The sequence below is a fragment of the Nonomuraea sp. NPDC050383 genome (genome assembly GCF_044459125.1).
In the GTDB taxonomy this organism is placed as follows: domain Bacteria; phylum Actinomycetota; class Actinomycetes; order Streptosporangiales; family Streptosporangiaceae; genus Nonomuraea.
Genome location: NZ_JBITIP010000004.1, coordinates 534,978 through 559,883, shown reverse-complemented (window position 1 = coordinate 559,883; position 24,906 = coordinate 534,978). Strand labels below are relative to the sequence as shown.

Sequence of the window (24,906 nt, the reverse complement as noted above, 5' to 3'; positions counted from 1 at the left end):
CGTACGGCGGGAAAGCACGCATGATGCAGTGTGCCCACTCTCAGCGACCTCGTCGTCCGCCACACCGCTCTGGACGCGGCGGACCTCGACTGGCTGCACTCGCTGGTCTCCGACTGGCAGCTGCTCGCCGACCTGTCCTTCGCCGACCTCATCCTGTGGGCGCCGCTGCTCCCGTCCGCCGACCGCCCGTCCGTCCCGGACAGCGGGGAGCAGGCCGCGGACAGCGTGCTCGCGGAGAGCGGGCCCCCGGCGGGCGGACGCGGCGCGAACGGGCACGGCGAGCGGTACGAGTGCGGCTGGATCGCGATCGCGCAGATGCGACCGACGACCGGCCCGACCGTCTACCACGACGACATCGTGGGCACGGTCGTCGCCAGGGGCGAGCGCCACCTCATCGACACCGCCTGGAACGAGCGGCGCATCTGCCGTGAGGGCGACCCCGACTGGTCCACGGGCGTCCCCGTGCGCGAGGAGACGATCCCCGTGCGCCGGACGCTGCCCGACGGGCAGGGCCGCTTCCTCGCGGTGATCCAGCGCTCCACCAACCTGTCGTCGGCGCGCACCCCGTCGCGCCTGGAGCTGACCTACCTCCAGAGCGCCTCCGACCTCGCGCAGATGGTCGCGGAGGGGCGCTTCCCGTTCTCCGGCGAGGAGCCGATCCTGGTCCGCTCCCCGCGGGTGGGCGACGGGCTGCTGCGGCTCGACCGGGGCGGCCGGGTGACGTACGCCTCGCCGAACGCGCTGTCGGCCTACCGGCGGCTGGGTCTGCACGCCGACCTCGTGGGCGCCGAGCTGGGCCGGGTGACCGCCACCCTGTGCTACTCCGACGAGCCCATCAACGAAGACCTGATGATCGTGGCCAGCGGGCGGGCCGCGAAGGAGACCGAGGTGGAGTCCGGCGGCACGATCGTGCAGCTGCGCGCCATCCCGCTGATCGTCGGAGGCGGCCGCATCGGCGCGCTGGTGCTCATCCGCGACGTGACCGAGCTGCGGCGGCGCGAGCGGGAGCTGATGACCAAGGACGCGACGATCCGCGAGATCCACCACCGCGTCAAGAACAACCTGCAGACCGTCGCCGCGCTGCTGCGGCTGCAGGCCAGGCGACTCCAGGTGCCGGAGGGGCGCGAGGCGCTGGAGGAGGCGGTGCGCAGGGTCGGCTCCATCGCGATCGTGCACGAGACGCTCTCCCACGCGCCGGAGGAGTTCGTCGACTTCGACGACATCGCCGACCGGGTCATCGCGATGGCGGGGGAGGTGTCGGCGCCGGAGTCCGCGGTCACGCCGCGCCGGGTCGGCGGGTTCGGCGTGCTGCCGTCGCTGATCGCCACGCCGCTGGCGATGGCGATGACCGAGCTGCTGCAGAACGCGCTCCAGCACGGTCGCCCCGAGCGGCTCCAGGTCGTCGTCCAGCCGAGCGCCGAGCGGCTCAACGTGACCGTCTGGGACGACGGTCAGGGAGTGCCGGAGGGGTTCGACCTCGACAGCTCGACGAGCCTCGGGCTGCAGATCGTGCGGACGCTGGTGGAGGGCGAGCTGTCGGGCAGGCTCTCGATCGGGCCCCGGGAGGGCGGGGGCACCGAGGTCACGCTGTCGATCCCGCTGCCCGCCGGCTGACGGCGGCGCGGGGCGAGGCGGGCAGGGGGCCGGCCCGCCGCGGTTGACGCGGCGGGGGACTGCCGGCCGTACAGATCACTCCGAGGTGAGACGGCCTGCCGGGGCAGGGGCTCAGGGGAATGGGGTGTTCGGGTGGGTCTGGCGCGCGGGTCGAGCGCGTGAATCAGGCGGTGGCGCGGGCGCGGGCACGAGCCGTGCGGCGCTTGAGCGCGCGACGCTCGTCCTCGCTCAGGCCGCCCCAGACACCGGCGTCCTGGCCGGACTCCAGAGCCCACTTCAGGCACGCGTCCACGGCCGGACAGGATCGGCAGACCTGCTTGGCCTCCTCGATCTGCATGAGTGCCGGGCCGGTGTTGCCGATCGGGAAGAACAGCTCGGGGTCCACGTCACGGCAGGCAGCTACGTGGCGCCAGTCCATGCGTCCACTCCTTAGTAGATGGAGCCTCTGGGCGGCTCCGTGCGGCTACTTTGTGAAGAGTTTCACTAGGGCGCGCGAGCAAAACCCGGATCATGAAGAACCGGAATTGCTCGCCGGACAGCCGGAACGACCTCGGGGTCGTGGTTAAACGTCCTACGTTCCGACGTCAGTCTTGAGCCTGTCAGCCACGGAGAGTGCACGCAAGGGGGTCACCGCGAAGTTTTGGCCGTAATGGATGTCGGATGCGTCACACAATGACCGAATGTAACCAGCTAGACCAGGACTTGTAACGCGTTCGGGATAGACCGGAATGTTACGGATTCGCGTTCGCCCAGGTAGTCCCCGTCCAGTTGGAAGGCCACCGGGCGGTCCGCGGTCAGGGTGAACCCGGGCTCGTCGTGGAGCTGGACGAGGTGCCGGCCGGACGGGAGGGCGTCACTCTCCGTGAGAATGTGCTGGATGAGCGGAATCAACGAGGTCAGGCCCAGGCGCTGGAGCCCCAGCATGTCCAGGCCCGTCTCGAAGGCGGCCCACGGCGTGGGGCGGACGGGCCGCGTGCCGACGTACGTCCAGGGGGAGGTGTTGGAGATGATCGCCATGTAGATCCCGCTCGCCGTGGGGATGCCCGGACCGGTCAGCGTCATCGGGGGGTGCCGTTTGTCGGTCGCGACATAGTGTCGTAGCGCGGTGTTCACGTAACGGGTGGGCGTCGCCTTGCGGCCGGCGCCGCGGAGGCCCTCGACCGCGCGGACCACCTCGGCGTCGTACCCCATCCCCGCGCAGAAGGTGAAATATCGGCTTTCGTGGCCCCAGAGGGCCTGGCCCAGCCCGACGGTTCTGCGCCGGTCCTCGCGCAGTGCCTCCAGCACCGCCCCGGTGGCCTCGACGGGGTCGTTCGGCAGGCCGAGCCCGCGGGCGAACACGTTGGCGCTGCCGCCCGGGATGACGATCAGCGCCGGCCGCCCCGCGCTCGGGTCGGCATCGGCCGCGGAGTCCTCGGGCAGCAGGGTGCCGGCGGGCAGGGAGGCGGGAGCCGGGAGGACGCCGTCCACGGGATTGAGCAGGCCGTTGACCGTCTCGTTGATGGTGCCGTCACCGCCGAGCACGGCCACCACGTCGTAGCCCTTGGCGCGGGCGGTGGCGGCCAGTGTCGCCGCGTGTCCCCGGTAGCCGGTCTCCTCGACGGTCAGCTCCACGGCCGCGCCGAGCGCCCGGATCAGGACGTTCCGGGTGCGGGCGTTCGTGGTCGTCGCCTTGGGGTTGACCAGCAGCATCGCGCGCATGAGGCCAGCGTATCCATGATGGATGTCTGTCTTGTCGCGATGATCCCTATTTGTTGGGTCAACGTCCGGGCGGCGACCGGACCGGAGGCCGGAGTGGATAGGGTGCCCGTGTGTCCAAGCGCCCCGTGACCCTGCTCGTCGCCGCCGTCGTCGTCGCCCTGGAGGGCCTCGTGACGCTAGGTCTGGGTGGCTATGTGGCGGTCGAGACCCTGCGCGGCCTGGCCGGTGACGTCACCAGCGCCATCGCCGAGGCGGCCTTCGGGGTGCTGATCGGCGCGGGGCTGCTCTGGGTGGCGTGGGGCGGCCTGCTGCGAGGCGAGCGGTGGGGGAGGACCCCCAGCGTGCTCGCCCAGGTCTTCCTGCTGCCCGTCGCGGTGACGCTCATCGACTCCAGCCGGCCGGACCTCGGGGTCCCGCTGGTCGTGGTGGCCGTGGTCGGCCTGGCCGCCCTGCTCGCACCCCCCACCACCAAGGCGTTGTACGGCGACGGCCAGGAAACCGGCTGACAGGAGCGGGCGTCAGTCGTCGGCGGTCAGACCCTCGCGCAGCTGGGCCAGCGTGCGGGCCAGCAGGCGTGAGACGTGCATCTGCGAGATGCCCAGCTCGGTGGCGATCTGCGACTGCGTCATGTTGCCGAAGAACCGCAGCAGCAGGATGCGCTTCTCGCGCGGCGGCAGGCGTTCGAGCAGCGGTTTGAGCGACTCGCGGTACTCGACGCCTTCGAGCGACTCGTCCACGATGCCGAGCGAGTCGGACACGGCGGGCGCGTCGTCGTCGCCGGAGTCGGGCGCGTCGAGGGAGACCGTCGAGTAGGCGTTGGCCGACTCCAGGCCCTCCAGCACCTCCTCCTCGGTCATCTTGAGGTAGGCGGCCAGCTCGGCCACGGTAGGCGCGCGCCCCTCGCGCTGCGACAGGTCGCTGATGGCCTTCGTCAGCGAGAGCTTGAGCTCCTGCAGGCGGCGCGGCACCCGGACCGCCCAGCCCTTGTCGCGGAAGTGTCTCTTGATCTCGCCGACGATGGTCGGCGTCGCGTAGGTGGAGAACTCCACGCCGCGGGCCAGGTCGAACCGGTCGATCGACTTGATCAGCCCGATCGTGGCGACCTGCGTGAGGTCGTCGAGCCACTCGCCGCGGTTGCGGAAGCGTCGCGCGAGGTACTCGACCAGCGGAAGGTGGAGCTCCACCAGCTCGTCCCTGATGCGCTGACGGCGCGGCTCCTCGGGCCCCAGCTCGGCCAGTTCGGCGAACAGCATGCGGGCACGGACCCGGTCGGGCACAGCGTGATCGCTGGTGGCCATGGCTCCAGTCCTTTCCGTCACGCCGGCCTCGCAGCGCCACGGCGCTTACGCAGGACGATCGCCATGCGGTCAGGAGAGTCGGTAGCAGCCTCCACATCGTCGGCCAGGGCGGTCAGGACCATCCAGGCGAAGTCGTCGCGCTTGGGAGCGGAGCTGCCGACCGTCGCCACCTCGACCGTGACCTGCATCTCCTGGCCGCTCAGCTCGAACTCGGCCGTCAGGTCGGTTCCGGGCACGGCCTCGTTCAACAGCATGGCGCACGCCTCGTCGACCGCGATCCGCAGATCCTCGATCTCGTCCAGCGTGAAGTCGAGCCGGGCGGCCAACCCGGCAGTGGCCGTACGCAGCACGGACAGGTAAGCGCTCGCCGCGGGGAGCCTGATGCTCACCACGTCGCGGATACCGGTCTCGCCCTCCATGCGCGTCTCGGTTTCCTCGGTCACGTTCCTCCTCGCGTATACGACGCTGACTGCAACTTACCGCCCCCGAGCGGTGCTTGGACGAATCAGACGCGCCATCAACGGAAAAGGCTCTGTGTAGCGAGTCACCACACAGAGCCTTTACGCCGTTCTACGCGGCCTTGGTCTCCCAGAAGATCTTGGAGATCTCGTCGATCTTGCCGAGCAGGTCCTCGGCCTTGGCGACGTCGACCGTGCCCTTGGCGCCCGCCGCGCCCGCCAGCTTCGTGGCGTCCCAGAAGAGCTGGTGGAGCTGGGGGTACTGCTCCAGGTGCGGGGGCTTGAAGTAGTCGGTCCACAGGACCCACAGGTGGTGCTTGACCAGTTCGGCCCGCTCCTCCTTGATGGTCAGCGCGCGAGCGCGGAAGACCGGGTCCTCGTTGGCGCCGTACTTCTCCATGATCGCCTTGACCGACTCGGCCTCGATCCGGGCCTGGGCGGGGTCATAAACGCCGCAGGGCAGGTCGCAGTGAGCGGAAGCGACATGCTTGGGTCGTAGCAGTCGTGCGAGCATCAGAAAATCCTTCCTTGATGCTGTGTCAGCTTGGTCCACTTACCGACCTTACTCGGGTCTCAGGGCCCGTGCCGGAGGGGGTCTCGGCGTATGAGAGTGCGTGTCGAGGGGGATTCGATGCGTCCCGGCCTGCTGCCAGGAGACTGGCTCCTGGTGCGGCGATCCGTCCCGATCCGGCCCGGCGACGTCGTGGTCGCGCGGCTCCCTGGTGACCCCTCCCGGCTGATCGTCAAGCGGGCCGCCTGGCACGGCGAGGACGGGTGGTGGCTGGAGAGCGACAACCAGCGGGCGTCCGGCCGGCGCGACAGCTGGGACTTCGGGCCCGTCACCGACGTGGTCGGGCGGGTCGTCCTGCGTTACTGGCCGCCGCGCTGTCACTCAGCACGGCGTCACTCTTCAAGGGGTCACTCACCACGGCGGCGCGCGCGGTAGGCCGCCACGTTGGCGCGGCTGGCGCAGCGGGCCGAGCAGTAGCGGCGCGAGCGGTTGGAGGAGGTGTCGAGGAACGCCCTGCCGCAGCGGGGGTCCTGGCAGCGGCCCAGCCGCTCCGCGCCGTGCTCGGCGACCACCGCGGCCAGGCCCATCACGGCGCCGGCCGCGGGGTTCCCGGTGGGGTCCTCGGCCAGGTGCAGATGCCAGTGGCTGCCGTCGTGGGCGGTGAGCTGCGGCCGTACGGGATGGAGCACGAGGAGCGCGTTGAGCAGAGCCACGACCGTCTCCTCGTCCTCGGCGGCGAAGACGGCGGCCAGCTCCTCACGCAGCTCCCGCAGCGCGGGCGGGGGGACGGGGTCGTTGACCAGGCGGACCGCCCACTCGGCGTAAGAGGTCAAGTCCATGCCGGAGTATTACACGGGCGGGGCCGGCTGGGCGCCCTGGACGGGCGCCCAGCGGGACGGTCCTCAGCCCTCGGGGTGCAGGACGCGCCGCAGGAACGTGCGGGTCCGCTCCTCGCGGGGCTCGCCGATGACCTGGGCGGGCGGCCCGTCCTCGACGATGACGCCGCCGTCCATGAACACGACCCGGTCCGCGACCTCGCGGGCGAAGGCCATCTCGTGGGTCACCACGAGCATGGTCATGCCCTCCTCGGCCAGCTTGCGCATGACCGCGAGCACGTCGCCGACCAGCTCCGGGTCGAGCGCCGAGGTCGGCTCGTCGAACAGCATCAGGTCGGGGCCCATGGCCAGCGCCCGGGCGATGGCCACGCGCTGCTGCTGGCCGCCCGAGAGCTGGGCGGGGTAGGAGCCCGCCTTCTCGCCGACGCCCACCCGGTCGAGGTTGGCCCGGGCGATCTCCTGGGCCTCCTTCTTGCCGCGCCCGAGCACCCGCTGCTGGGCGATCATGACGTTCTGCAGGGCGGTCATGTGCGGGAAGAGGTTGAACTGCTGGAACACCATGCCGATGCGGCGCCTGACCGCGTCGATGTCCACGTCGGGGTCGGTGACCTCGACGCCCTCCACCAGCACCTTGCCCCTGGTCGGCTGCTCCAGCAGGTTCACGCAGCGCAGCAGCGTGGACTTGCCCGAGCCCGACGGGCCGATGACGCACACCACCTGACCGGACTCGACGGTGCAGTTGATGCCCTGCAGCACCTCGTTCTTGCCGAAGTGCTTGTGCAGGTCCTTGATCTCGATGGCGGGCGTCATCGGGCCCTCACCTTCCGCTTCTCCAGCCGGGTCGTGAGGTGGCCCAGCGGGATCGTGACCAGCAGGTACGTCAGGCCGGACACCATGATGGGCGTGGCGTTGGCGTACTGCGAGGCAAGGTCGTTGCCGAACTTGGCCAGCTCGACGTACTCACCGGATACGCCCAGGAAGAGCACCAGCGACGAGTCCTTGAGCAGCGCGACGAACTGGTTGGTGGTCGGCGGTATGACGATCCGGATGGCCTGCGGGATGACCACGGTGACCTGCGACCTGAAGGCGGACATGCCGAGCGACCGCGCGGCCTCGGTCTGGCCCTTCGGCACGGCCTGCAGGCCGGCCCGGAACACCTCCGCCTGGTAGGCCGCGCCGACCAGGCCGAGGCCCAGGATGCCCTGGCCGTACGTGCCGCCGGGCACCGCGAAGCCGGGCAGGGCCAGCGGCAGGAAGGTGATCAGCAGGAAGATGAGCAGGGCCGGCAGACCGCGGAAGATCTCGATGTAGAGCCCCGAGATCCAGCGGTACGGCCGGACGGTGGACAGCCGCATGAGCGCGAGGACCAGCCCGAGCACGAAGGAGAAGAGGAACCCGCCCACCGCGTAGATGACGGTGTTCCTCAGCGCGACCGTGAACAGCTCGGGCAGCGCCTTCTCCGCCACGTCCAGCTTGGCGAAGTTCTGCGCCAGGCTGGGCCAGTCGGCGTACAGGACGACGCCGACGAGGATGGCGAGCAGGACGACGTACTGGACCGCGCGGCTGATCCGCTGCTTCTTGCGCGGGCTGAGCCGGGCCTTCGCGCCCGGCTCAGCCGTCACCGGCGGTGGTAGGTGGTCCGTCATGGATCAGCTCAGCTCGCCCGGCTTCTTGCCGAACCACTTCACGAAGATCTTCTCGTACGTGCCGTCGGCCTTGGCCTGGGTGATCGTGTCGTTGATGGTCTTGAGCAGGACCGGGTCGGCGTTCTTCTTCAGGCCGATGCCGTACTGCTCGCCCGTGTCGAGGCTGGCGATCAGCTCGAACTTGTCGGCGATCTCCGGCTTCTTCAGCCAGGTGAGCACCACCGGGAGGTCCTGCACGATCACGTCGGCCTGGCCGGCTTGCAGCGCCAGCAGCTCCTTGGAGGAGTCGGCGTACTCGGTCGGGTCGAACCCATGCTTCTTGACGTAGTCGAGGCCGGTCGTGCTGGCCTGCGCGCCGAGCTTGAGGCCCTTGGCCTTGACGTCCTCCAGCGACTTGGCGCCCGTGCCCTTCTTGGCCAGCAGGGCCTGCGTGGCGTCGAAGTACGGCTCGGAGAACGTGATGTTCTGCTTGCGCTCAGGGGTGATCGTCATGCCGGCCGCGGCGACGTCGCACTTGCCGGTGGCCATGGCCGCGCCGCTCTTGATGACCGCGAAGTCGATGTCCACGATCTGCTGCTGAACGCCGAGCTTCTTGGCGACCAGGTCGACGATGTCCACGTCGAATCCGACGACCTTGCCGCTCGCGTCCTTGAACTGGAACGGCTCGTACGGGATGTTCGTGCAGGTCGTGAGCTTGCCCGGGGTGACGAGCTTGGCTCCGCCCGCGGCCGTGCCGCCTCCGGTGGTGGCGGAGGTGGAGCTGCTCCCCGAGCCACCGCCACAGCCGGACAGCGCCAGGACGGCGGTAAGGGCGAGCGCGCCGATGGCTTGGCCGCGGCTGCTCCTGGGCCAGAGGGCCATGTCAGGCCTCCTCGTGAGATATACCAAAAAGTCGGATTTGGTGAAGTTTAAGTGGCAGGTTGCCCGGGTCCGTCATCGGACATTTAACAATGTGTCAACGGAACGGCGTCGGCAGGGCTACCTGTGGTCGTGTCGGCCTGTGGCACTATGGGGCGACGGGTGACCCCCGTAACCCCTCACGAGACGTTCGGGAGGGGACCCTGGCGGCTACCGAAGCCAGGCCTCTCGCGCCGTCTGCCGAAGGTCCTTCGTCCGTCCGATGAGTACTGGGGTCTCTCTGTGACTGCCTTTCCTGCTTCGTCAGCATCCTCCCCCCACGATCAACTCGACCTCGATCCCGTCTTCGCCCTGCACCGCGGCGGCAAGCTGGAGGTCCGCTCCACCATTCCCGTCCGCGACGCCGATGACCTGTCACTGGCCTACACCCCCGGTGTCGCGCGGGTCTGCACGGCCATCGCCGACACGCCGTCCCTCGTCAACGACTACACGTGGGTCTCCAACGTGGTGGCCGTCGTCTCCGACGGCACCGCCGTCCTCGGCCTCGGCGACATCGGCCCGGCCGCCGCCATGCCGGTCATGGAGGGCAAGGCGCTGCTGTTCAAGGAGTTCGGCGGCGTCGACGCGGTCCCGATCTGCCTCGACTGCACCGACGTGGACGCGCTCGTCGAGACCGTCGTCCGGCTCGCGCCCTCGTTCGGCGGCATCAACCTCGAGGACATCAGCGCCCCGCGCTGCTTCGAGGTCGAGGACCGCCTGCGCGAGCTGCTCGACATCCCTGTCTTCCACGACGACCAGCACGGCACCGCCATCGTCGCCCTGGCCGCCCTCACCAACGCCGCCCGCCTCACCGGCCGCACGCTCGGCGACCTGCGTGTCGTCGTCGCCGGGGCCGGGGCCTCCGGCGTCGCCGTCACCCGCATCCTGCTGGAGGCCGGCATCGGCGACATCGCCGTGGCCGACTCCAAGGGCATGATCCACCCCGGCCGCGACGGGCTCAACCCGGTCAAGGCGGCCCTGGCCCGCGACACCAACCGGGCCGGCCACCAGGGCTCCACCGAGGAGGCGCTGGCCGGGGCCGACGTGTTTCTCGGCCTGTCCGGCTCCACCGTGTCGGAGGAGGCCATCGCGTCCATGGCGCCCGAGTCGATCGTGTTCGCGCTGTCCAACCCGACGCCCGAGGTGCCCCCGGCCGTGGCCGCGCGGCACGCCCGGGTGGTCGCCACCGGCCGCTCCGACTTCCCCAACCAGATCAACAACGTCCTCGCCTTCCCCGGCGTCTTCCGCGGGGCGCTCGACGTCCGCGCCACCACCATCACCGAGAACATGAAGGTCGCCGCCGCCACCGCGCTCGCCGCCGTGGTGGGCGACGACCTCGCGGCCGACTACGTCATCCCCAGCCCCTTCGACGAGCGCGTCGCCCCCGCCGTCACCGCCGCCGTGGCCGAGCAGGCCAGGAGGGACGGGGTCGCTCGCGTCGAAGGGTGACGCGTACAGCATCCGCCGGGCCGGCGTCCGGGTAGTTCGCGCGAGCATCGGGAAAGCGCAAAACTTCCTTTACTCAGCGTGCTATAACAGGAGCCCTCTGTAAGGACGCCGGCTCCGCCTCCCTCGGTGAGGAGGCCACGACGTGGCCGGCTCCACTCCCGCGGTGAGGAGAGCGATGACACGCGAGCCCAACAGACTGCTGCGGCAGCTCATCGCGGAGTCGGGCTTCTCCCACAAAGGGCTGGCCAGGCGCCTCAACGAGCTGGGCGCGACGCGCGGCGCCCCGGGCCTGAAGTACGACCACAGCTCCGTCCTGCGATGGATCGGTGGTCAGCGGCCCAGGGAGCCCGTGCCGGCGCTGCTCGGCGAGATCTTCGCGCTCCGGCTCGGCAGGCCCGTCAGACCCGAAGACCTGGGCATGCCGACGATCATCACCCCCCTCGACCTCGGGCAAGAGTTCACGCACACGTGGCAGGAGGGGGTCGCGACCGTGACGGCGCTGTGGAAGGCCGACGTGGAGAGAAGGAGATTCCTGATCGACTCCACGTTCGCGATAGGAGCGGGCTCCGTGGGAGCCGTACGCTGGCTGACGTCCCCACCGGAAGACCGCCTCGACGGCGGCGGCCCACGCCGCGTGGGCCGGGCCGACATCGCGGCCATCCACGAGGTGACCCGCTCCTTCGGCGAGCTCGACAACCGGTTCGGCAGCGGGCGCGTGCGCGCGTCCGTGGTCAAGTACCTCGACACCGCCGTCGCGCCGCTCCTCAAGGACGGCACGTACGGCGAGAGCACCGGCAAGCAGCTCGCCGCCGCCGCGGCCGAGCTGACCCGGCTGGCCGGCTGGATGGCCTACGACCTGGAGCAGCACGGCCTCGCCCAGCGCTATCTCATCCAGGCGCTGCGCCTGGCCAGGGGCGCCGGCGACGACGCGCTCGGCAGCGAGATCCTGGCGGGGATGGCCCACCAGGCCATCTACATGGGACAGCCGGCCCACGCCCTCGACCTCGCCAGGGCCGCCCAGCTCGCGGCGCAGCGGTCGGGCATCCAGACCCTGATGGCCTCCTGCCACGTGCTGGAGGCCCACGCCCACGCCGGTCTCGGCGACGCCCACGCCTGCGGCGCCAGCCTCCACCAGGCCGAGCTGGCCTTCGACCGCCGCTCGCCGGGGCGTGAGCCGGCGTGGCTGAGCTACTTCGACGAGGCGTACCTCTCGGCCAAGTTCGCCCACTGCTTCCGCGACCTCGGCGACGGGGAGCGGGCCGTGCGCCAGGCCCGCCGCTCGCTCGACATGGACGGCCGCTACGTGCGGGGCCGCATGTTCAACCTGTCGCTCCTGGCCGCCGGGCTGCTGCAGTGCGGCGAGCTGGAGGAGGCGTGCGGGGTGGCGGCGGGCGCGCTCGACCTCGCCGGGGAGCTCCAGTCGGTCAGGTCCCGGTCCTACGCCACGGACCTGCGCCGGCGGCTGGAGCCGTACCGGCGCGAGCCCGCGGTGACGTCCCTGTACGAACGCACCCGGGCCCTGGCGCCGGTCTGACCTTCTTCCTTCTCCTGGCTTCCTTCTACTGGCCGATCAGCTCGCCGTTCGGGCCGACGACCGTCTTCGTCGCGGCGTAGTTCGCCTTGTTGTAGACGTCGGCGACCTCGCCGTCGAAGTAGGCGGAGCTGATGAAGTCGATCCGGTCGTTGCCGTCCTGGTCGTGGAACAGGCTGGTGACGCCGTTGAGGTAACCGGTGCGCTTGTTGTTGTCGTACCGGAGCAGCCACGGCGCGCCGTCGGACCCGCCGGTCATCGAGCACTTCAGCACCTGGTGCGTCTCGACCTTGAACATGTTGACCTGGTAGGTCTTGGTGCCGCTCTTGCCGGAGCACACCTTGGGGGTCAGGCCGGTGAAGGGGCGGTCGCCGTCGGGGTGCGGGGCGGACGGGTAGCCGAAGACGGTGACCTTCTGGCCCATGGGCTGGTTCCACGCCACACCCTGGCCGCCGACGACGTCACCGAGCCGCCCGGCGTCCTTGGCCAGGCCGATGACGTACTCACCCTTGTAGTACTGGCGCGAGGTGCCGGGCTTGACCCACTTCTGCGTGTAGAAGCGGGTGATCGTGTAGTTGCCGCGCGCGTCCTCGGCCTTCTTGCCGACTCCCTTGTACGCGTCGTACTCCGGCTTGGTCACCAGCGCGGTCTCCGGCTCGCCGAACTTGTAGCCGTTGCCCTTGCCGGTCCTGGCGTCCTTGTACGCCTCCTCGCCGACCTCGTCCTTCTCGACGACCGCGCCCGGGTAGTCGGGCCCGACCTTGTCGGCCGGCTTGTCCTCACCCTCGGACCAGCAGGTGCCGAGGTTGAGCAGGCACTTCCCGAAGTCGGCGGCGCTGATCTCCTCGCGCTTGATCCACTTGTCGCCCGCCCACTTGTCGTACTCGGCCTTCGTCACCGTCTTCTCGCCGGCGAGGCTGAAGCCGTTGTGCACGGCCACGAACGCGAAGTCACCGTCGTAGTCGTCGTAGACGTCGAGGTCGTAGGCGGTGAAGGCGTACGCGCCCGCGTAGACGCCGAAGGGGGCCTTGCCCTGGTAGTAGCCGGGCACGAACACCCACTTGCTGAAGACGTCCTTGCCCTGCTCGTACACGCAGTGGCCGGCGGTGGCGACCAGGTTGCGGTTCCTGGACCGGATCGAGGTGGCGGAGCACCAGCGGTAGTCGCCGCCGCGGTCGAGGAAGAAGACCTTGCCGATCGTCTTCGGCAGGTTCACGTTCTTGGTCTTCGCGGCCGCGCCGGTGGTGCCCGTGGGAGCCGCCATGCCCGGCTTGCCGTCAGCCGAGGTGGTCGAGGGGCGGACGAGCTTGGGGACGTCCTTGGCGTCGACGCGGAACTCGGTGGCCTTCTTCAGCGCGGCGCCGTTGGCATCCAGCCAGAAGTACGCGGCGCTGTAGGCGTCGGCGGGCTTGGGGGAGAGGGGGTCACTCGCCCAGGTCGGCGTGGCGGTGGCGGGGGCGGCGAGGGCGGCGGCGCTGAGACCGGCGACGGCGAGGGGGACGAGCAGGCGCTTCACTGGGGGGCTCCACAAAGTTGTCAAGAGGTTGGTTAGGACCCTATCGACACAACCGTAACTTTGGTAACCCCACGTACCAGAAGAGACGAACTGCTCCGAGAAAGGCCGAAGGGCCCGGCAGAAGCCGAGCCCTTCGGGTGAAGCAGGTGAACGATGACCTAGGTCGTCGTTCGGATACCGCGACGAACTACTTGACGAGCTTGCCGGACCACACGGCCGAAGCGGCCTTGTAGATCGCGGCGGTCTCGCCGTCGAAGATCGGCGAGGTGATCGTCTCGTAGCGGTTGTTGCTGTCCGCGTCGACGATCAGGCTGGTCACACCGGTGACGTAGCCGAGACGCTTGGCGTTGCTGTACTTGGCCAGCCAGGGGCCACCGTCGTAGCCGGCGGTCACCGGGCAACGGAGCGACTGGTGCTCCTCGACCTTCTTGGCCGGAACCTGAAGGACCTTGGAGGCAGTCTTGCCGTAGCACCACTTCGGCGTGACACCCGTGTAGGGCTTGTTGCCGTCGGGGTGCGGGCCCGCCGGGTAACCGAAGGTACGGACGACGGCACCAGCAGGCTGGTTCCACGCCACACCCTGGCCACCGACGTTGTCACCGAGGCGGCCGACGTCCTTGAGGGCGCCGTCCACGATGTAGTACGCGCCGACCCAGTACACTTCCTTGGTGGTCGACTTGACCCACTTCTTGATGTAGTACTGCTGCTTGAACCAGTTGACCGGCGTGCCGGTGTTGACCTTGCCGTCCTTGTCAACGGTCCACAGCTTGCCGAGGAACTTGCCGTCAGCCTTCTCGGCGAGGAGCTTCTTGTACTCCTCCTCGCTGATCGCCATCTTGCTGGCCTCGGTCGGGCCGACGAACTTGGCGTTGTTGTCGAAGCCGTCGGGCGCCTTGTTGTAGTCGTAGTCCGTGACCTCGGTGGCGGTCAGCTTGACGCCGTCCTTGCCCGTGGCGGTGTAGTACTCCAGGACGCTCTTAACGTCGACAGCGTCCTTGGGCTTGCCGACCGTCTCGGGGGAGCTGGTGATGCTCTCCTTCTGGAACGGACCGTTCTCACCGTACTTGGCGACCCCAGCAGAGTACTCCTCCGCCGAGATCTCCTTCTTGTCGATGAACTTCTCGCCCTTGAAGCCGTCGAACTCGGACTTCGAGACCTGCTTGGCGGAAGCGCCAGCGGGGCCGGCGATGCCGTTGTACACGGTCACGAACGCGTAGTCGCGGTCGAAGTCCTCGTAGACGTCGAGGTCGTAGTGGGTGAAGGCCTGCTTGCCCACGTACACACCGAACGGCGTCTTGCCCTGGTAGTAACCCGGGACGAAGACCCAGCGCGACACGACCTCGTTGTTGGCCGCCATGTCGTAGACGCAGTGCCCGGCCGTGGCGACCAGGTTGCGGTACTGCGACTGGATGGAGGTGCCGGAGCACCAGTACAGCTTGCCGTCGCGACCCTCGAAGAAGACCTTGCCGATGGTCTTCGGCAGGTTCACGTTCTGGGTCTTGACCGCGACCTTCTTCTCCTCGCCGATCGGCAGAGCCGAGCCCGGCTTGGTGTCGGCGGAGTAGCCACCGCCGCTCTTGATCTTCTTGACCTCGAGCGAGTCGGGGTTGAAGGCAACGGCCTGCGTCAGAGCGGCGTTGTTGGACTTGGTCCAGAAGTTGAGGACCTCAGCAGCCTGAGCCTCGGTCTTGGCCAGAGCGTCGCTCGCGACGTCGCCCTGGGCCTGAGCGGTGCCGGCCAGACCAGCAGCCAGCAGACCGGTGGCCAGAATGGCGCCACCGGCGGGGAGGAGGATGCGCTTCAAGGTAACTCCTTGGGCTGTCGTGGAACGCTTCTTGCGTCCCATGCGTCAGTAAAGGGATAGCCAGAACATACAGGCGTGATCTTGGTGACGGGAAGCCACTTTGGAAGGAAAAGAGGGGGCTTGTCGCCCGTGATCGTTCTGTGATGTTTAGACCGGCTATCCCTGCGACTTGTCCGGAGTGCCTGACGCGCCCGTTTTCCCTGATCAACATAAGCGTGTTGTCAGTGTGACTACAGAGGGCAGCGTGTCGATGATCCGCACCGGTTCCGGATAGTGTGACGCAGATCACATAGCTTTGATGGCACCGTCTGCGCGCCCGATGCGTCCAAACGGCTCGCACTTTCCCCGGGAACGCCGAAGGGCCCGGCGAAAGCCGGGCCCTTGACGAGTGACGCGGGGTGGATCGGCCTCAGGCCGATCGCGGAGCGTTACTTAGAGGATCTTGCCGGACCACACGTTCGAGGCGGACTTGTAGATCGCCGCGGTCTCGCCGTCGAAGTACGGCGAGGAGATGTAGTCGACGCGACCGTTGGCGTCCTGGTCGTTGAAGGTGCTGGTGACACCGTTCACGTAGCCGAGACGCTTGCTGTTGCTGTAGTTGACCAGCCACGGACCACCGTCGGCGCCCTCGGTCATCGAGCACTTGAGGGCCACGTGCTCCTCGATCTTCTTGGCGGCGGAGCCGACAAGCTTCTTCGAGGTCTTCCCGTAGCACCACTTCGGCGTGATGCCGGTGAAGTTCTTGTTGCCGTCGGGGTGCGCCGCGGCCGGGTAGCCGAACACGCGGACGTACTTGCCGGTGGGCTGGTTCCAGGCGACACCCTGACCGCCGACGTTGTCACCGAGACGGCCGGCGTCCTTGGCGACGATGTCGACGATGTAGAACGCGCCGACCCAGTACAGCTCCTTGGTGGTCGACTTGACCCACTTCTTGATGAAGTACTGCTGCTTGTGCCAGTTGATCTCGTTGCCCTTGGCGTCCTTGTCCGCCCAGAGCTTGCCGAGGAACTTGCCGTCAGCCTTCTCCGCCTGGAGCTTCTTGTACTCCTCCTGGCTGATGGCCACAGCGCTGGCCTTGGTGGGGCCGACGAACTTGGCGTTGTTGTCCAGGCCGTTCGGCGCCTTGGTGTAGTCGTACTCCGTCACCTCGGTGGCCGTCAGCTTGACGCCGTCGATGCCCTGGGCGGTGTAGTACTTGAGGGCTTCCTTGGCGGTCGTGACGCCGGCAGGCTTGCCGACCGTCTCGGGCGCCGAGGTGATGCTCTCCTTCTGGAACGGGCCGTTCTCGCCGTACTTGGAGACGCCGGCGTCGTACTCCGCCGCGCTGATCTCCTTCTTGTCGACGAACTTCGTGCCCTTGTAGGAGTCCCACTCGGACTTGGTGACCTGCTTGGGGCCACCGCTGAGCTGGATGCCGTTGTACACGGTCACGAACGCGTAGTCGCGGTCGTAGTCCTCGTACACGTCGAAGTCGTAGTGCGTGAACGCCTGCTTACCGACGTAGATGCCCCACGGCGTCTTGCCCTGGTAGTAGCCCGGGACGAAGACCCACTTGGACATGACGTCCGTGTTGCCGGCCGTGTCGTAGACGCAGTGGCCGGCCGTGGAGACCAGGTTGCGGTACTTGGACTGGACGGAGGTGGCGGAGCACCACTTCTTCTCGCCCTTGCTGTTGACGAAGAAGACCTTGCCGATGGTCTTCGGCAGGTTCACGTTCTGAACCTTGACCGTGGTCTTCTTCTCCTGGCCGATCGGCGAGGCCGAGCCCGGCTTGGTGTCGGCGCTGTAGCCGCCCTTGCTCTGGAGCTTGGCGACGTCGCTCTTGTCCCAGACATTGGACTCGGTCGCGGCCTTGAGGGCCGCACCGTTGCTCTCGGCCCAGTACTGGGCGATGGCCTTGGCGTCGGCCGCGCTCTTCGCCATCGGGTCGGTGGCGACGTCTCCGGCGGCCGAGGCGGAACCGGCCAGGCCGGCAGCCAGAAGGCCGGTAGCCAGGATGGCTCCACCGGCGGGGATGAGGATGCGCTTCAAGGGAACTGCTCCTTGGTCTGTCGTGAGACGCAACTTGCGTCCCATGCGTCAGTAAAGGGATAGCAAGGAACATAGCGCGGTGATCTCCGCAGGTGGAACCCGGTTTGACTGATTCGGTAGGCACCCTTACCGCCGTGACCCTTCCGTTACCTGTCAGTGATCTTAGTGGTCGGTGATCATGAGGTCACGTTTTCGCTGGGTATCGCGGCGTTCGGTAAGGCCCGAGTAAAGCTGGATCAATCGGACATGACGGAGAGTGTTCGGGTATATGTGACCTAGATCACAGGAACCAAAACGGGCTCCAACTCCGTCTAATCCGGCTCCGCAGTCCGATGATCTTCGGAATCGGCGTCGGGAACGGGGTTCGCGACCCCTCCCCGCCTCTTCGCCTCCCAAACCGGAGACACGAAAAAGGGGCCCGGCAGAAGCCGGGCCCCTCTCCGAAGCGGGGTGTTACTTGTACAGCTCGCCGTTAGGGCCGACGATCTTGCCCGACCAGACGTTCTTGGCCGCGTTGTAGACCGACGCCGTCTCCCCGTCGAAGTACGGCGAGGTGATGTAGTCGATCCGGTCGTTGCCGTCCTGGTCGGCGAACGTGCTCGTCACGCCGTTGACGTAGCCGAGGCGCTTGCTGTTGCTGTAGTTGCTCAGCCAGGGGCCGCCGTCGAAGCCCGGGGTGACCGGGCACTTGAGGCCCACGTGCTCCTCGATCTTGAGCCACGAGGCGCCCACGGCCTTGCCGGTGGTCTTGCCGTAGCACCACTTCGGCGTCACGCCGCTGTAGGGGCGGTTGCCGTCCGGGTGCGGGCCGGCCGGGTAGCCGAACGCGCGCACGTCCTTGCCGGTGGCCTGGTTCCACGCCACGCCCTGGCCGCCGACGTTGTCGCCCAGGCGTCCCGCGTCCTTCGACAGCAGGATGTAGTAGTGGCCGCCCCAGCTGCGCTTCGGGCCGCTGAACCGCTCGTAGTCCTTGCGGTCCACCTGCTTGACGCCCTCGAAGGCGATGCCGTTGAAGACGGTCACGAACGCGTAGTCGCGGTCGTAGTCCTCGTAGACGTCGAAGTCGGTGTGGGTGAACGCCTGCTTGCCCACGTAGATGCCGAACGGCGCCTTGCCCTGGTAGTAGCCGGGCACGAACACCCAGTTGCTCAGGACGTCCTTGTTGCTGTCCGTGTCGTACACGCAGTGGCCGGCCGTGGCGACCAGGTTGCGGTAGTTGGACTGGACCGACGTGGCCGAGCACCACCGGAACTTGCCGGACCCGTCGACGAAGAAGACCTTGCCGACCGTCTTGGGCAGGTTGACGTTCTGCACGCGGCCGATGGGCTTCTTCTCCTCGCCGATGGGCGAGGCGCTGCCGGGGTTGCCGTCCGCGGTGTAACCGCCCTTGGAGACGACCTTCCGGACCTCCTTGTCGTCCCAGGTGTACGCCGTGGCGGCGCGCAGCGCGGCGCCGTTGGAGGCGAGCCAGAACGACGCGACCGAGGAGGCCTGTGACGTGTTGCGGGCCATGGGGTCGGTGGCGATGTCGGCTCGGGCCTGCGCGGTGCCGGTCAGGCCGGCGGCCAGGAGGCCGGTCGCCAGGACGGCGCCACCGGCCGGGAGGAGGATTCGCTTCAAGGTAACTCCAGGCTTTGCCTTGTGCTGTCGTGGGGCTCCGTACATCCCCCGATGCAGCAATTGGACAGCCGGGAACCTATCGGGCTGACTGCGTGTCTGGGAATTTGCGGAAGATCATGTCAGGCGTGTGTGAAGCGGCCGTGATCGTTCCGAGATCCGATCTTCGCTGATCACCGTGATGGTTGCCACGCTACGTGTGCATTACGTCACATTTGCGGGGGTGGTGACCGCCGCCGCGTGCCGGTAGACCTCGCCGGTGGCGGTGGTGAAGTTGGGGGAGGAGACGGCGTCGTAGCCGTCCTTGGCGTCCCGGTTCCAGGTGAGGCTGTTGATGCCGTTCAGCGAGCCGAGGCCCTGTCCGGCCTGGTAGTCGATCAGCCAGGGGCCGCCGCTGGCGCCCGCGGTGAAGTTGCACGGCTGGATCTGCACGCCGTACTGCAGGTCGAGGCTGGGGGCGACGGTCCAGCGAGTGCTGCCCGCGCAGCTCAGCAGCTTGCGCCCGTCGAACGGCCGGGTGCCGTCGGGTTGCGGGCCGGCCGGGTAGCCGAAGGTGGTGACGTGGCTGCCCACGCCCTTGGCGACCGCGAGGCCCTGGCCGCCGACGATGTCCTGGAGGCGGCCGACGTCCTGCATGACGAGCTTTCCGCCCTTGGAGACCCAGGTGAAGCCGCGGTGCACGGTGACGAACGCGTAGTCGTAGTCGTAGTCGCCCCGGCCGGGCCAGTGCTCGTGCATGCTGATCGCCGCGCCGACGTAGATGCCGTCAGGCGTCTCGCCGTTGGGGCCGGGGTTGGGGACGAAGATCCAGGAGTCGGCGGGCTTGGCCTGGCGGGCGTCGTACGCGCAGTGCGCGGCGGTGGCGACGACGCTGCGGTTCTTGGCGGCGATCGAGCTGGCCGAGCACCAGTACTCCTTGTCGCCGAACCGGAAGAACACCTTGCCCATGGTCCGGGCGGCCGAGCCCTTCGACGGCAGCTCCGGCGACACGCTGAGCGGGATCTTGGTCGCCTTGGCCGGGGTGAGCTCCGGGCTGGGGACGGTGGTGGCGCCCGCCGACGTGGAGGACTGGGACCCCGGCGTGGCGGGGCTGTAGCTGTCGGCCTTCTTGAGACGGTCCGGCTTCCAGGTCTCGGCGACCTTCTGGACGTCCGCGGCCGTCTTGGCCAGGGTCACCGAGTAGACCCAGCTGCTCGTCCTCGCGGACGCGCTCGCCGCTGCCACAGGCCCCCCGAGTGAGGTCACCCCAAGCGCGAGCAGCGCGCTGAGCGCGACGGCTGCCAGTCGCCGGACCGGGGGGATCATGGAAATGCCTTTCCTTAGGGTGTTAAGGGTGGATTTTTCCAGATCAACTGACTGTATTGCAGCTCAGATAGAGATTCGTTATCTGATCAAGTGTGACTTGTGTCCCATAAGAACGGTGTCAAGGAGGCCGTCCGGATAGGTGAGACTGCTCCCTCGTGTCGGTCGTTGCCGCAGGTCAGAGGCCAAGGCAGGCTGCGAGCATGCGTCGACTTCTCTGTCTCGCCGTGCTTTCCTGTACGGCATTCGCCGCCTCGCCCGCCGTGGCCGAGACTCACTCTCCCGACACGGACCGGAGGCTTTTCGTGATCATTGTTGGCGACAAGGGGGGCGTGCTGTCCTGCAAGTCGCGCTCGTCCAAGCCCGCCTGCATCGCCCTCGAAAGGGCCGGCGGCGACCCCGCACGGCTGCCCTCGCGGACCGACGCGGTCTGCACGATGGAGTACAACCCGGTGCGCGTCTCGGCGCTCGGCATCTGGGCGGGCCGGCCGATCCGCTACGAACGTACGTTCTCCAACGGCTGCGAGATGTCGGCGGCGACGGGCCCCGTCTTCCAGATGTCCTGACAGACACGCCCTGACCACCATGCCCTGACGGACCTGCCATGACGGGACCTCGGCCATCGGCCGGGGTCCCGTCGTCATGCGTACGCGCCGCGGGGGGGAAGAGCAATGTGGCGATCAGGTGAATGCGCCAAGCAGCGTCACTGGTCTGGACTGGGGCGGAAGGCGAGAGCCCGCACGACATGAGGACGGCCGTGGCCGATCAGTTCGACGTCATCGAGGCCGGAGGGCAGAGCCGCCGCCGGCGGTTGACCGGCGTGGCGGTGGTCGTGGCGCTGCTCGCCGTCGCGGTCGCCGGGCTGCTCGCCGGCCGCGACCCCGCCCCCGGCCCCGATCCGCGGTCCCTCACCACAGGACACGGGACGATCCGTCCCGCCGCGCCCCTGACCACGACGAGGGCCGCGCCCAACCTCCTGCAGGTCACCCCCAGGGCGAAGGGCGGCGACGAGGTCCTCCGCGTCGTCTTCCCCGACGGCACCCCCGCCGAGGTCCGCTACCCGTCGCGGCTCGGGCTCGCCGCGCTCGGCTCGCGGCCGTTCCAGGGCGTCTGGGTGGCCGGCCAGTACCGCCGCATGTCCGCGCCGTACGGCGGCGAGGCCGAGGTGTCGAAGGGCGGCCGGCCGCTGCGGAGCCTCACGCCGAACGTCGACCTGTACCCGCGCCAGCCGGGCAGCGGCTCGTACGGGCAGGTGCTGCTGTTCGCGTTCGGCCACTGGCGCCTCGCGCTGTACGACCGGCCCGACGGGCTGACCTTCGAGCAGCGCATGGGGGCGGCCGGGCACATCCGCGGCCGGGTGACCAAGGGCGGCTACCTGGTGCTGACCGCCACGGCCCCGGTCCGCCTGGCCGAGCCGGGCGAGACGGTCCAGGGCGACCCGGTGGGGCCGCAGCTCTGGTTCGGCGGCGTGACGGGTGACGTCGTGGGCCTCATCCCGGTGCCGGACTGCGGCCGCGCCTCCCAGCCGCCCATGATGATCGACCGCCGTGGCCGGCCGGCCAGGACCGTCTGCCGCGACGGGGTGCAGATCGCAGCCTCCGGCTCGCCCGCGTTCGTCGAGCGGGCGGTCAAGGAGATCCGGATCACGCTGAAGTAGGGTGCGGCCATGTTCGCCGTAACCGCCACACAGACCGATCCCGACAACCCTCTGGCCGGGCTGACGCTCGGTGAGCGGCCCGAGCCCGAGACCCGGGACGGCTGGACCACCGTCACCGTACGGGCCGCCGCGCTCAACCACCACGACCTGTGGACGCTCAAGGGCGTCGGCATCCGCCAGGACCGGCTGCCGATCGTGCTCGGCTGCGACGCGGCCGGGGTCGACGAGGACGGCAACGAGGTCATCGTGCACGCGGTGATCGGCAGTGGCGCCGACGAGACGCTCGACCCGAAGCGCTCGCTGCTGTCGGAGGTCCACGACGGGACGTTCGCCGAGCGGGTCGCCGTGCCGCGCCGCAACCTCGTGCCCAAGCCGGCCGCGCTCACGTTCGAGCAGGCGGCGTGCCTGCCGACGGCCTGGCTGACCGCCTACCGGATGCTCTTCGACAAGGCGGGGCTGCAGCCGGGCTCGACGGTGCTCGTGCAGGGGGCCGGCGGCGGCGTCGCCACCGCGCTGATCGCGCTCGGCCGCGCCGGGGGCTTCCGCGTCTGGGCCACCAGCCGCTCGGCGGACAAGCGGGAACGGGCCCTGGAGCTGGGAGCCGACCAGGTCTTCGAGACGGGCGCGCGGCTGCCCGAGCGGGTGGACGCGGTGATGGAGACCGTCGGCCAGGCCACCTGGGACCATTCGCTCAAGTCGCTCAGGCCGGGCGGCCGGATCGTGGTCTCGGGCGCGACCAGCGGCGCGGTGCCGCCGGCCGACCTCAACCGGGTCTTCTTCCTCCAGCTCTCCGTGGTGGGCACCACCATGGGCACCCGTGACCAGCTCCAGCGCCTGGCGGTCTTCCTGGAGCAGACGGGGGTACGGCCGGTCGTGGACCGGACGCTGCCGCTGGCCGAGGCCCGTGACGGGTTCGCCGCGCTGGCCGCGGGAGACGTGTTCGGCAAGATCGTCTTCACCGCCTGACACGGAGATCTGGCGCGACCTGGGAACGGGCCGCGCCTTACTGTCACCGGAGCGCGTCGCGGATCCGGCCGGACGCCTCGTCCAGCGCGGCGCGCACGCGCTCCAGCCGCTCGCGGTCCAGCCGGGGGTCGGACGCCTGCTCGCGCACCCCGGCCACGAAGTCGGCCAGCATGCCGCCGAGCTCCGCGTCCAGCTGGGCCCGCGAGGCCGGAGCGCCGCCGAGCGTGGACCACACCTCGGCCCAGATCCGGCGCCACTCGGTCGTCAGCCGCTGGCTCTCGCCCTGCCAGTGCTGGGCGTGCTCCAGCCACTGCCGCTTCTGCTCCTGCTTGAGCCGCTCCATGTCGGCCTTCTGCCGGCGCAGGTCGGCCGGCGAGCCGACGCGCACGTCCTTGGCCATCCTGGTCAGCTCCTCGCGCAGCGACTTGACCGTGTCGCGCACGTCCTCCTTGACCTCGCGGGCGATGTCACGCACGGAGGCGGAGATCTCCTGCTCCAGGTCGTCGAGCTCGTCGAGGCGGTCGTTCAGCTCCTCGCGGCCCTTGTCGGTGATCGAGAACACCTTCTTGCCGTCGACCACCTCGTGCGTGACCAGCCCCTCCTCCTCCAGGCGGGCCAGGCGCGGGTAGATGGTGCCGGGGGAGGGCGAGTACACGCCGAGGAATCGGTCCTGGAGCAGCCGGATCACCTCGTAGCCGTGGCGTGGGCTCTCGTCCAGCAGCTTCAGCAGATACAGCCGCAGGCGGCCGTGACCGAACACAGGGCTCATCGAAACTCCTTGAGCGTGGAGACCCCAGGCTTCAGCCCTGGGGTGGGAACGCGACACGGCATCGCGCTGTTCATGACAACGGTTTTCGATAGGCTTCGAACATGCGTACGGCTTACAAGGTGCGGGCTTACCCCACCCCCGAACAGGCTGCGGTACTGAACCGCACGTTCGGCTGCGTACGCGTGGTGTGGAACCGGACCCTGGCCTGGCGGCATGCCCGCTACCACGGTGAGCGGGTCACAACGAGCTTCACCCAGGCCAACGCCAACCTCACGGCGATGAAGGCGAGCGATGAACTGGCGTGGCTGAACGAGGTGTCGTCGGTGCCGTTGCAGCAGGCGATCCGTCACCAGCAGGTGGCTTTCACGAACTTCTTCGCCGGGCGTGCCAGGTATCCGCGTTACAAGTCCCGGACCGGGCGGCAGAGCGCCGAGTACACCCGGTCGGGTTTCCGTTATCGCGGCGGGCGACTGCTGCTGGCGAAGATGGACATGCCGCTGGCGTTTGTGTGGTCCTGGCCTTGCCTCGATCCGGCGACCATCGAACCCACCACGGTCACTGTGTCGCGCGACCCGTGCGGGCGCTGGTATGTGTCCTTCGCCGTGGGCGTCGAAGACCCCGAGCCGGCTCCGGTGACCGGCGCGATGGTGGGCGTGGACGTCGGAGTGAAGGATTTCGTCGTCACGTCCGGCGGAGAGAAGGTCGCCAACCCGCGCCATCTGGCCGCACGGGAGCGCAATCTGGCCCGCTACCAGCGGCGCATGGCCCGCAAGCGGCGCGGTAGCGTCAACCGGGCCAAGGCGAAGGCGAAGGTCGCCCGGGCGCACCGCAAAGTCCGTGCGTCCCGCACCGACTTCCTGCACCGGACCTCGGCGCGGCTGGTTCGTGACCACGACGTGATCGTGATCGAAGACCTCGCCGTCAAGAACATGGTCCGCAACCGCAAGCTGGCCAAAGCGATCTCCGACTCCGGTTGGGGCACTTTCCGCCGCATGCTGGAGTACAAGGCGGCCAAATACGGCCGCCATCTGATCGTGATCGACCGCTGGTATCCCTCCTCCAAGACCTGTTCGGCGTGCGGGCACCTGCTGGCCGAACTCTCGCTCGGCACCCGGACGTGGCAGTGTCCGTCCTGCGGCACCCGGCATGACCGGGACATCAACGCCGCGAAGAACATCTTGGCGGCAGGTCTTGCCGTGTCGGCCTGTGGAGGTGACGTCAGACATTCCGGGTCCTCCCGGGTGCGGTCGCCGGTGAAGCAGGAACCCCAGCCTGTGAAGGTTGGAATCCCCCGCCTTTAGGC

At 68.7% G+C, this 24,906-nt stretch carries 24 protein-coding genes; 9 read left to right on the top strand and 15 right to left on the bottom strand.

All coding sequences use genetic code 11. The annotated features are described in order from the left end of the window. Positions 1-30 precede the first annotated feature (30 nt). Positions 31-1,614 (top strand): sensor histidine kinase, encoded by a 1,584-nt coding sequence (locus ACIBG4_RS13930; protein WP_397202105.1) that lies wholly within the window; start codon positions 31-33, stop codon positions 1,612-1,614. A 163-nt stretch (positions 1,615-1,777) separates the two neighbouring features. On the opposite strand, the gene ACIBG4_RS13925 is transcribed toward ACIBG4_RS13930, so the two are convergent. After that, the gene (locus ACIBG4_RS13925) at positions 1,778-2,032 is read right to left on the bottom strand and encodes a WhiB family transcriptional regulator (RefSeq protein WP_310708592.1); all 255 of its coding nucleotides are present in this window, start codon (positions 2,030-2,032) and stop codon (positions 1,778-1,780) included. Positions 2,033-2,304: 272 nt separating this feature from the next. Further along, on the bottom strand, positions 2,305-3,315 hold the full coding sequence (locus ACIBG4_RS13920) for a diacylglycerol/lipid kinase family protein (protein ID WP_397202104.1): 1,011 nt from the start codon (positions 3,313-3,315) through the stop codon (positions 2,305-2,307). 110 nt (positions 3,316-3,425) lie between these two features. Between ACIBG4_RS13920 and ACIBG4_RS13915 the strand changes: the two genes are divergently transcribed. After that, positions 3,426-3,821, top strand: coding sequence for a hypothetical protein (locus tag ACIBG4_RS13915; protein ID WP_310708594.1), 396 nt, complete (start codon positions 3,426-3,428; stop codon positions 3,819-3,821). A gap of 12 nt (positions 3,822-3,833) precedes the next feature. Here ACIBG4_RS13915 and ACIBG4_RS13910 read toward each other — a convergent pair whose 3' ends face one another. The 3 genes from ACIBG4_RS13910 to sodN form a co-directional block, all read right to left on the bottom strand. Further along, the gene (locus tag ACIBG4_RS13910; RefSeq protein WP_310708595.1) at positions 3,834-4,613 is read right to left on the bottom strand and encodes an RNA polymerase sigma factor SigF; all 780 of its coding nucleotides are present in this window, start codon (positions 4,611-4,613) and stop codon (positions 3,834-3,836) included. A gap of 17 nt (positions 4,614-4,630) precedes the next feature. Continuing rightward, positions 4,631-5,056 (bottom strand): anti-sigma factor, encoded by a 426-nt coding sequence (locus ACIBG4_RS13905; RefSeq protein WP_310708596.1) that lies wholly within the window; start codon positions 5,054-5,056, stop codon positions 4,631-4,633. 127 nt (positions 5,057-5,183) lie between these two features. Next, positions 5,184-5,585, bottom strand: a complete 402-nt coding sequence (gene sodN, locus ACIBG4_RS13900) for a superoxide dismutase, Ni (protein ID WP_310708597.1) — start codon at positions 5,583-5,585, stop codon at positions 5,184-5,186. A gap of 90 nt (positions 5,586-5,675) precedes the next feature. On the opposite strand from sodN, the gene ACIBG4_RS13895 reads away from it, so the two are divergent. Then, entirely contained in the window at positions 5,676-6,017 is a 342-nt protein-coding gene (locus tag ACIBG4_RS13895; protein WP_397202103.1) for a S24 family peptidase, read from the top strand. On the opposite strand, the gene ACIBG4_RS13890 is transcribed toward ACIBG4_RS13895, so the two are convergent. The 4 genes from ACIBG4_RS13890 to ACIBG4_RS13875 form a co-directional block, all read right to left on the bottom strand. Next, positions 5,990-6,421 carry a CGNR zinc finger domain-containing protein gene (locus ACIBG4_RS13890; protein WP_310708599.1) on the bottom strand — a complete coding sequence of 144 codons (432 nt, stop codon included), beginning with the start codon at positions 6,419-6,421 and terminating at the stop codon, positions 5,990-5,992. The genes ACIBG4_RS13895 and ACIBG4_RS13890 overlap by 28 nt on opposite strands. Before the next feature lie 63 nt (positions 6,422-6,484). After that, positions 6,485-7,228 (bottom strand): amino acid ABC transporter ATP-binding protein, encoded by a 744-nt coding sequence (locus ACIBG4_RS13885; RefSeq protein ID WP_310708600.1) that lies wholly within the window; start codon positions 7,226-7,228, stop codon positions 6,485-6,487. Then, on the bottom strand, positions 7,225-8,064 hold the full coding sequence (locus ACIBG4_RS13880; RefSeq protein ID WP_310708601.1) for an amino acid ABC transporter permease: 840 nt from the start codon (positions 8,062-8,064) through the stop codon (positions 7,225-7,227). Before ACIBG4_RS13880 ends, ACIBG4_RS13885 begins: the two co-directional genes overlap by 4 nt. A gap of 3 nt (positions 8,065-8,067) precedes the next feature. After that, positions 8,068-8,925 carry an ABC transporter substrate-binding protein gene (locus tag ACIBG4_RS13875; RefSeq protein ID WP_397202102.1) on the bottom strand — a complete coding sequence of 286 codons (858 nt, stop codon included), beginning with the start codon at positions 8,923-8,925 and terminating at the stop codon, positions 8,068-8,070. A 279-nt stretch (positions 8,926-9,204) separates the two neighbouring features. On the opposite strand from ACIBG4_RS13875, the gene ACIBG4_RS13870 reads away from it, so the two are divergent. Then, positions 9,205-10,410, top strand: coding sequence for an NADP-dependent malic enzyme (locus ACIBG4_RS13870; RefSeq protein WP_397202101.1), 1,206 nt, complete (start codon positions 9,205-9,207; stop codon positions 10,408-10,410). Positions 10,411-10,585: 175 nt separating this feature from the next. Further along, positions 10,586-11,944 carry a hypothetical protein gene (locus tag ACIBG4_RS13865; RefSeq protein ID WP_310708604.1) on the top strand — a complete coding sequence of 453 codons (1,359 nt, stop codon included), beginning with the start codon at positions 10,586-10,588 and terminating at the stop codon, positions 11,942-11,944. 25 nt (positions 11,945-11,969) lie between these two features. On the opposite strand, the gene ACIBG4_RS13860 is transcribed toward ACIBG4_RS13865, so the two are convergent. The 5 genes from ACIBG4_RS13860 to ACIBG4_RS13840 form a co-directional block, all read right to left on the bottom strand. Further along, positions 11,970-13,457, bottom strand: coding sequence for a trypsin-like serine peptidase (locus tag ACIBG4_RS13860; RefSeq protein ID WP_397202100.1), 1,488 nt, complete (start codon positions 13,455-13,457; stop codon positions 11,970-11,972). 187 nt (positions 13,458-13,644) lie between these two features. Next, positions 13,645-15,261 (bottom strand): trypsin-like serine peptidase, encoded by a 1,617-nt coding sequence (locus tag ACIBG4_RS13855; RefSeq protein WP_397202099.1) that lies wholly within the window; start codon positions 15,259-15,261, stop codon positions 13,645-13,647. 432 nt (positions 15,262-15,693) lie between these two features. Beyond that, positions 15,694-17,292: a trypsin-like serine peptidase gene (locus ACIBG4_RS13850; RefSeq protein WP_397202098.1), complete on the bottom strand. Its 1,599-nt coding sequence runs from the start codon at positions 17,290-17,292 to the stop codon at positions 15,694-15,696. A 453-nt stretch (positions 17,293-17,745) separates the two neighbouring features. Continuing rightward, the gene (locus tag ACIBG4_RS13845; protein WP_397202097.1) at positions 17,746-18,912 is read right to left on the bottom strand and encodes a trypsin-like serine peptidase; all 1,167 of its coding nucleotides are present in this window, start codon (positions 18,910-18,912) and stop codon (positions 17,746-17,748) included. A gap of 201 nt (positions 18,913-19,113) precedes the next feature. Continuing rightward, complete coding sequence (locus ACIBG4_RS13840; protein WP_397202096.1) at positions 19,114-20,214, bottom strand: trypsin-like serine peptidase; 1,101 nt, start codon at positions 20,212-20,214, stop codon at positions 19,114-19,116. 302 nt (positions 20,215-20,516) lie between these two features. Between ACIBG4_RS13840 and ACIBG4_RS13835 the strand changes: the two genes are divergently transcribed. The 3 genes from ACIBG4_RS13835 to ACIBG4_RS13825 all read left to right on the top strand — a co-directional run bounded on the left by ACIBG4_RS13835 (position 20,517) and on the right by ACIBG4_RS13825 (position 22,834). Next, complete coding sequence (locus tag ACIBG4_RS13835) at positions 20,517-20,777, top strand: SSI family serine proteinase inhibitor (protein WP_310708610.1); 261 nt, start codon at positions 20,517-20,519, stop codon at positions 20,775-20,777. Between the two features lie 191 nt (positions 20,778-20,968). Continuing rightward, positions 20,969-21,868, top strand: coding sequence for a hypothetical protein (locus ACIBG4_RS13830; RefSeq protein WP_397202095.1), 900 nt, complete (start codon positions 20,969-20,971; stop codon positions 21,866-21,868). 9 nt (positions 21,869-21,877) lie between these two features. Further along, on the top strand, positions 21,878-22,834 hold the full coding sequence (locus ACIBG4_RS13825; RefSeq protein ID WP_397202094.1) for a zinc-binding dehydrogenase: 957 nt from the start codon (positions 21,878-21,880) through the stop codon (positions 22,832-22,834). A 43-nt stretch (positions 22,835-22,877) separates the two neighbouring features. Here the strand turns inward: ACIBG4_RS13825 and ACIBG4_RS13820 are convergent, their stop codons facing one another. Continuing rightward, positions 22,878-23,603 carry a PadR family transcriptional regulator gene (locus ACIBG4_RS13820; RefSeq protein WP_397202093.1) on the bottom strand — a complete coding sequence of 242 codons (726 nt, stop codon included), beginning with the start codon at positions 23,601-23,603 and terminating at the stop codon, positions 22,878-22,880. Between the two features lie 101 nt (positions 23,604-23,704). Between ACIBG4_RS13820 and ACIBG4_RS13815 the strand changes: the two genes are divergently transcribed. Further along, positions 23,705-24,904, top strand: a complete 1,200-nt coding sequence (locus tag ACIBG4_RS13815; protein ID WP_397202092.1) for an RNA-guided endonuclease InsQ/TnpB family protein — start codon at positions 23,705-23,707, stop codon at positions 24,902-24,904. Positions 24,905-24,906: the final 2 nt, after the last annotated feature.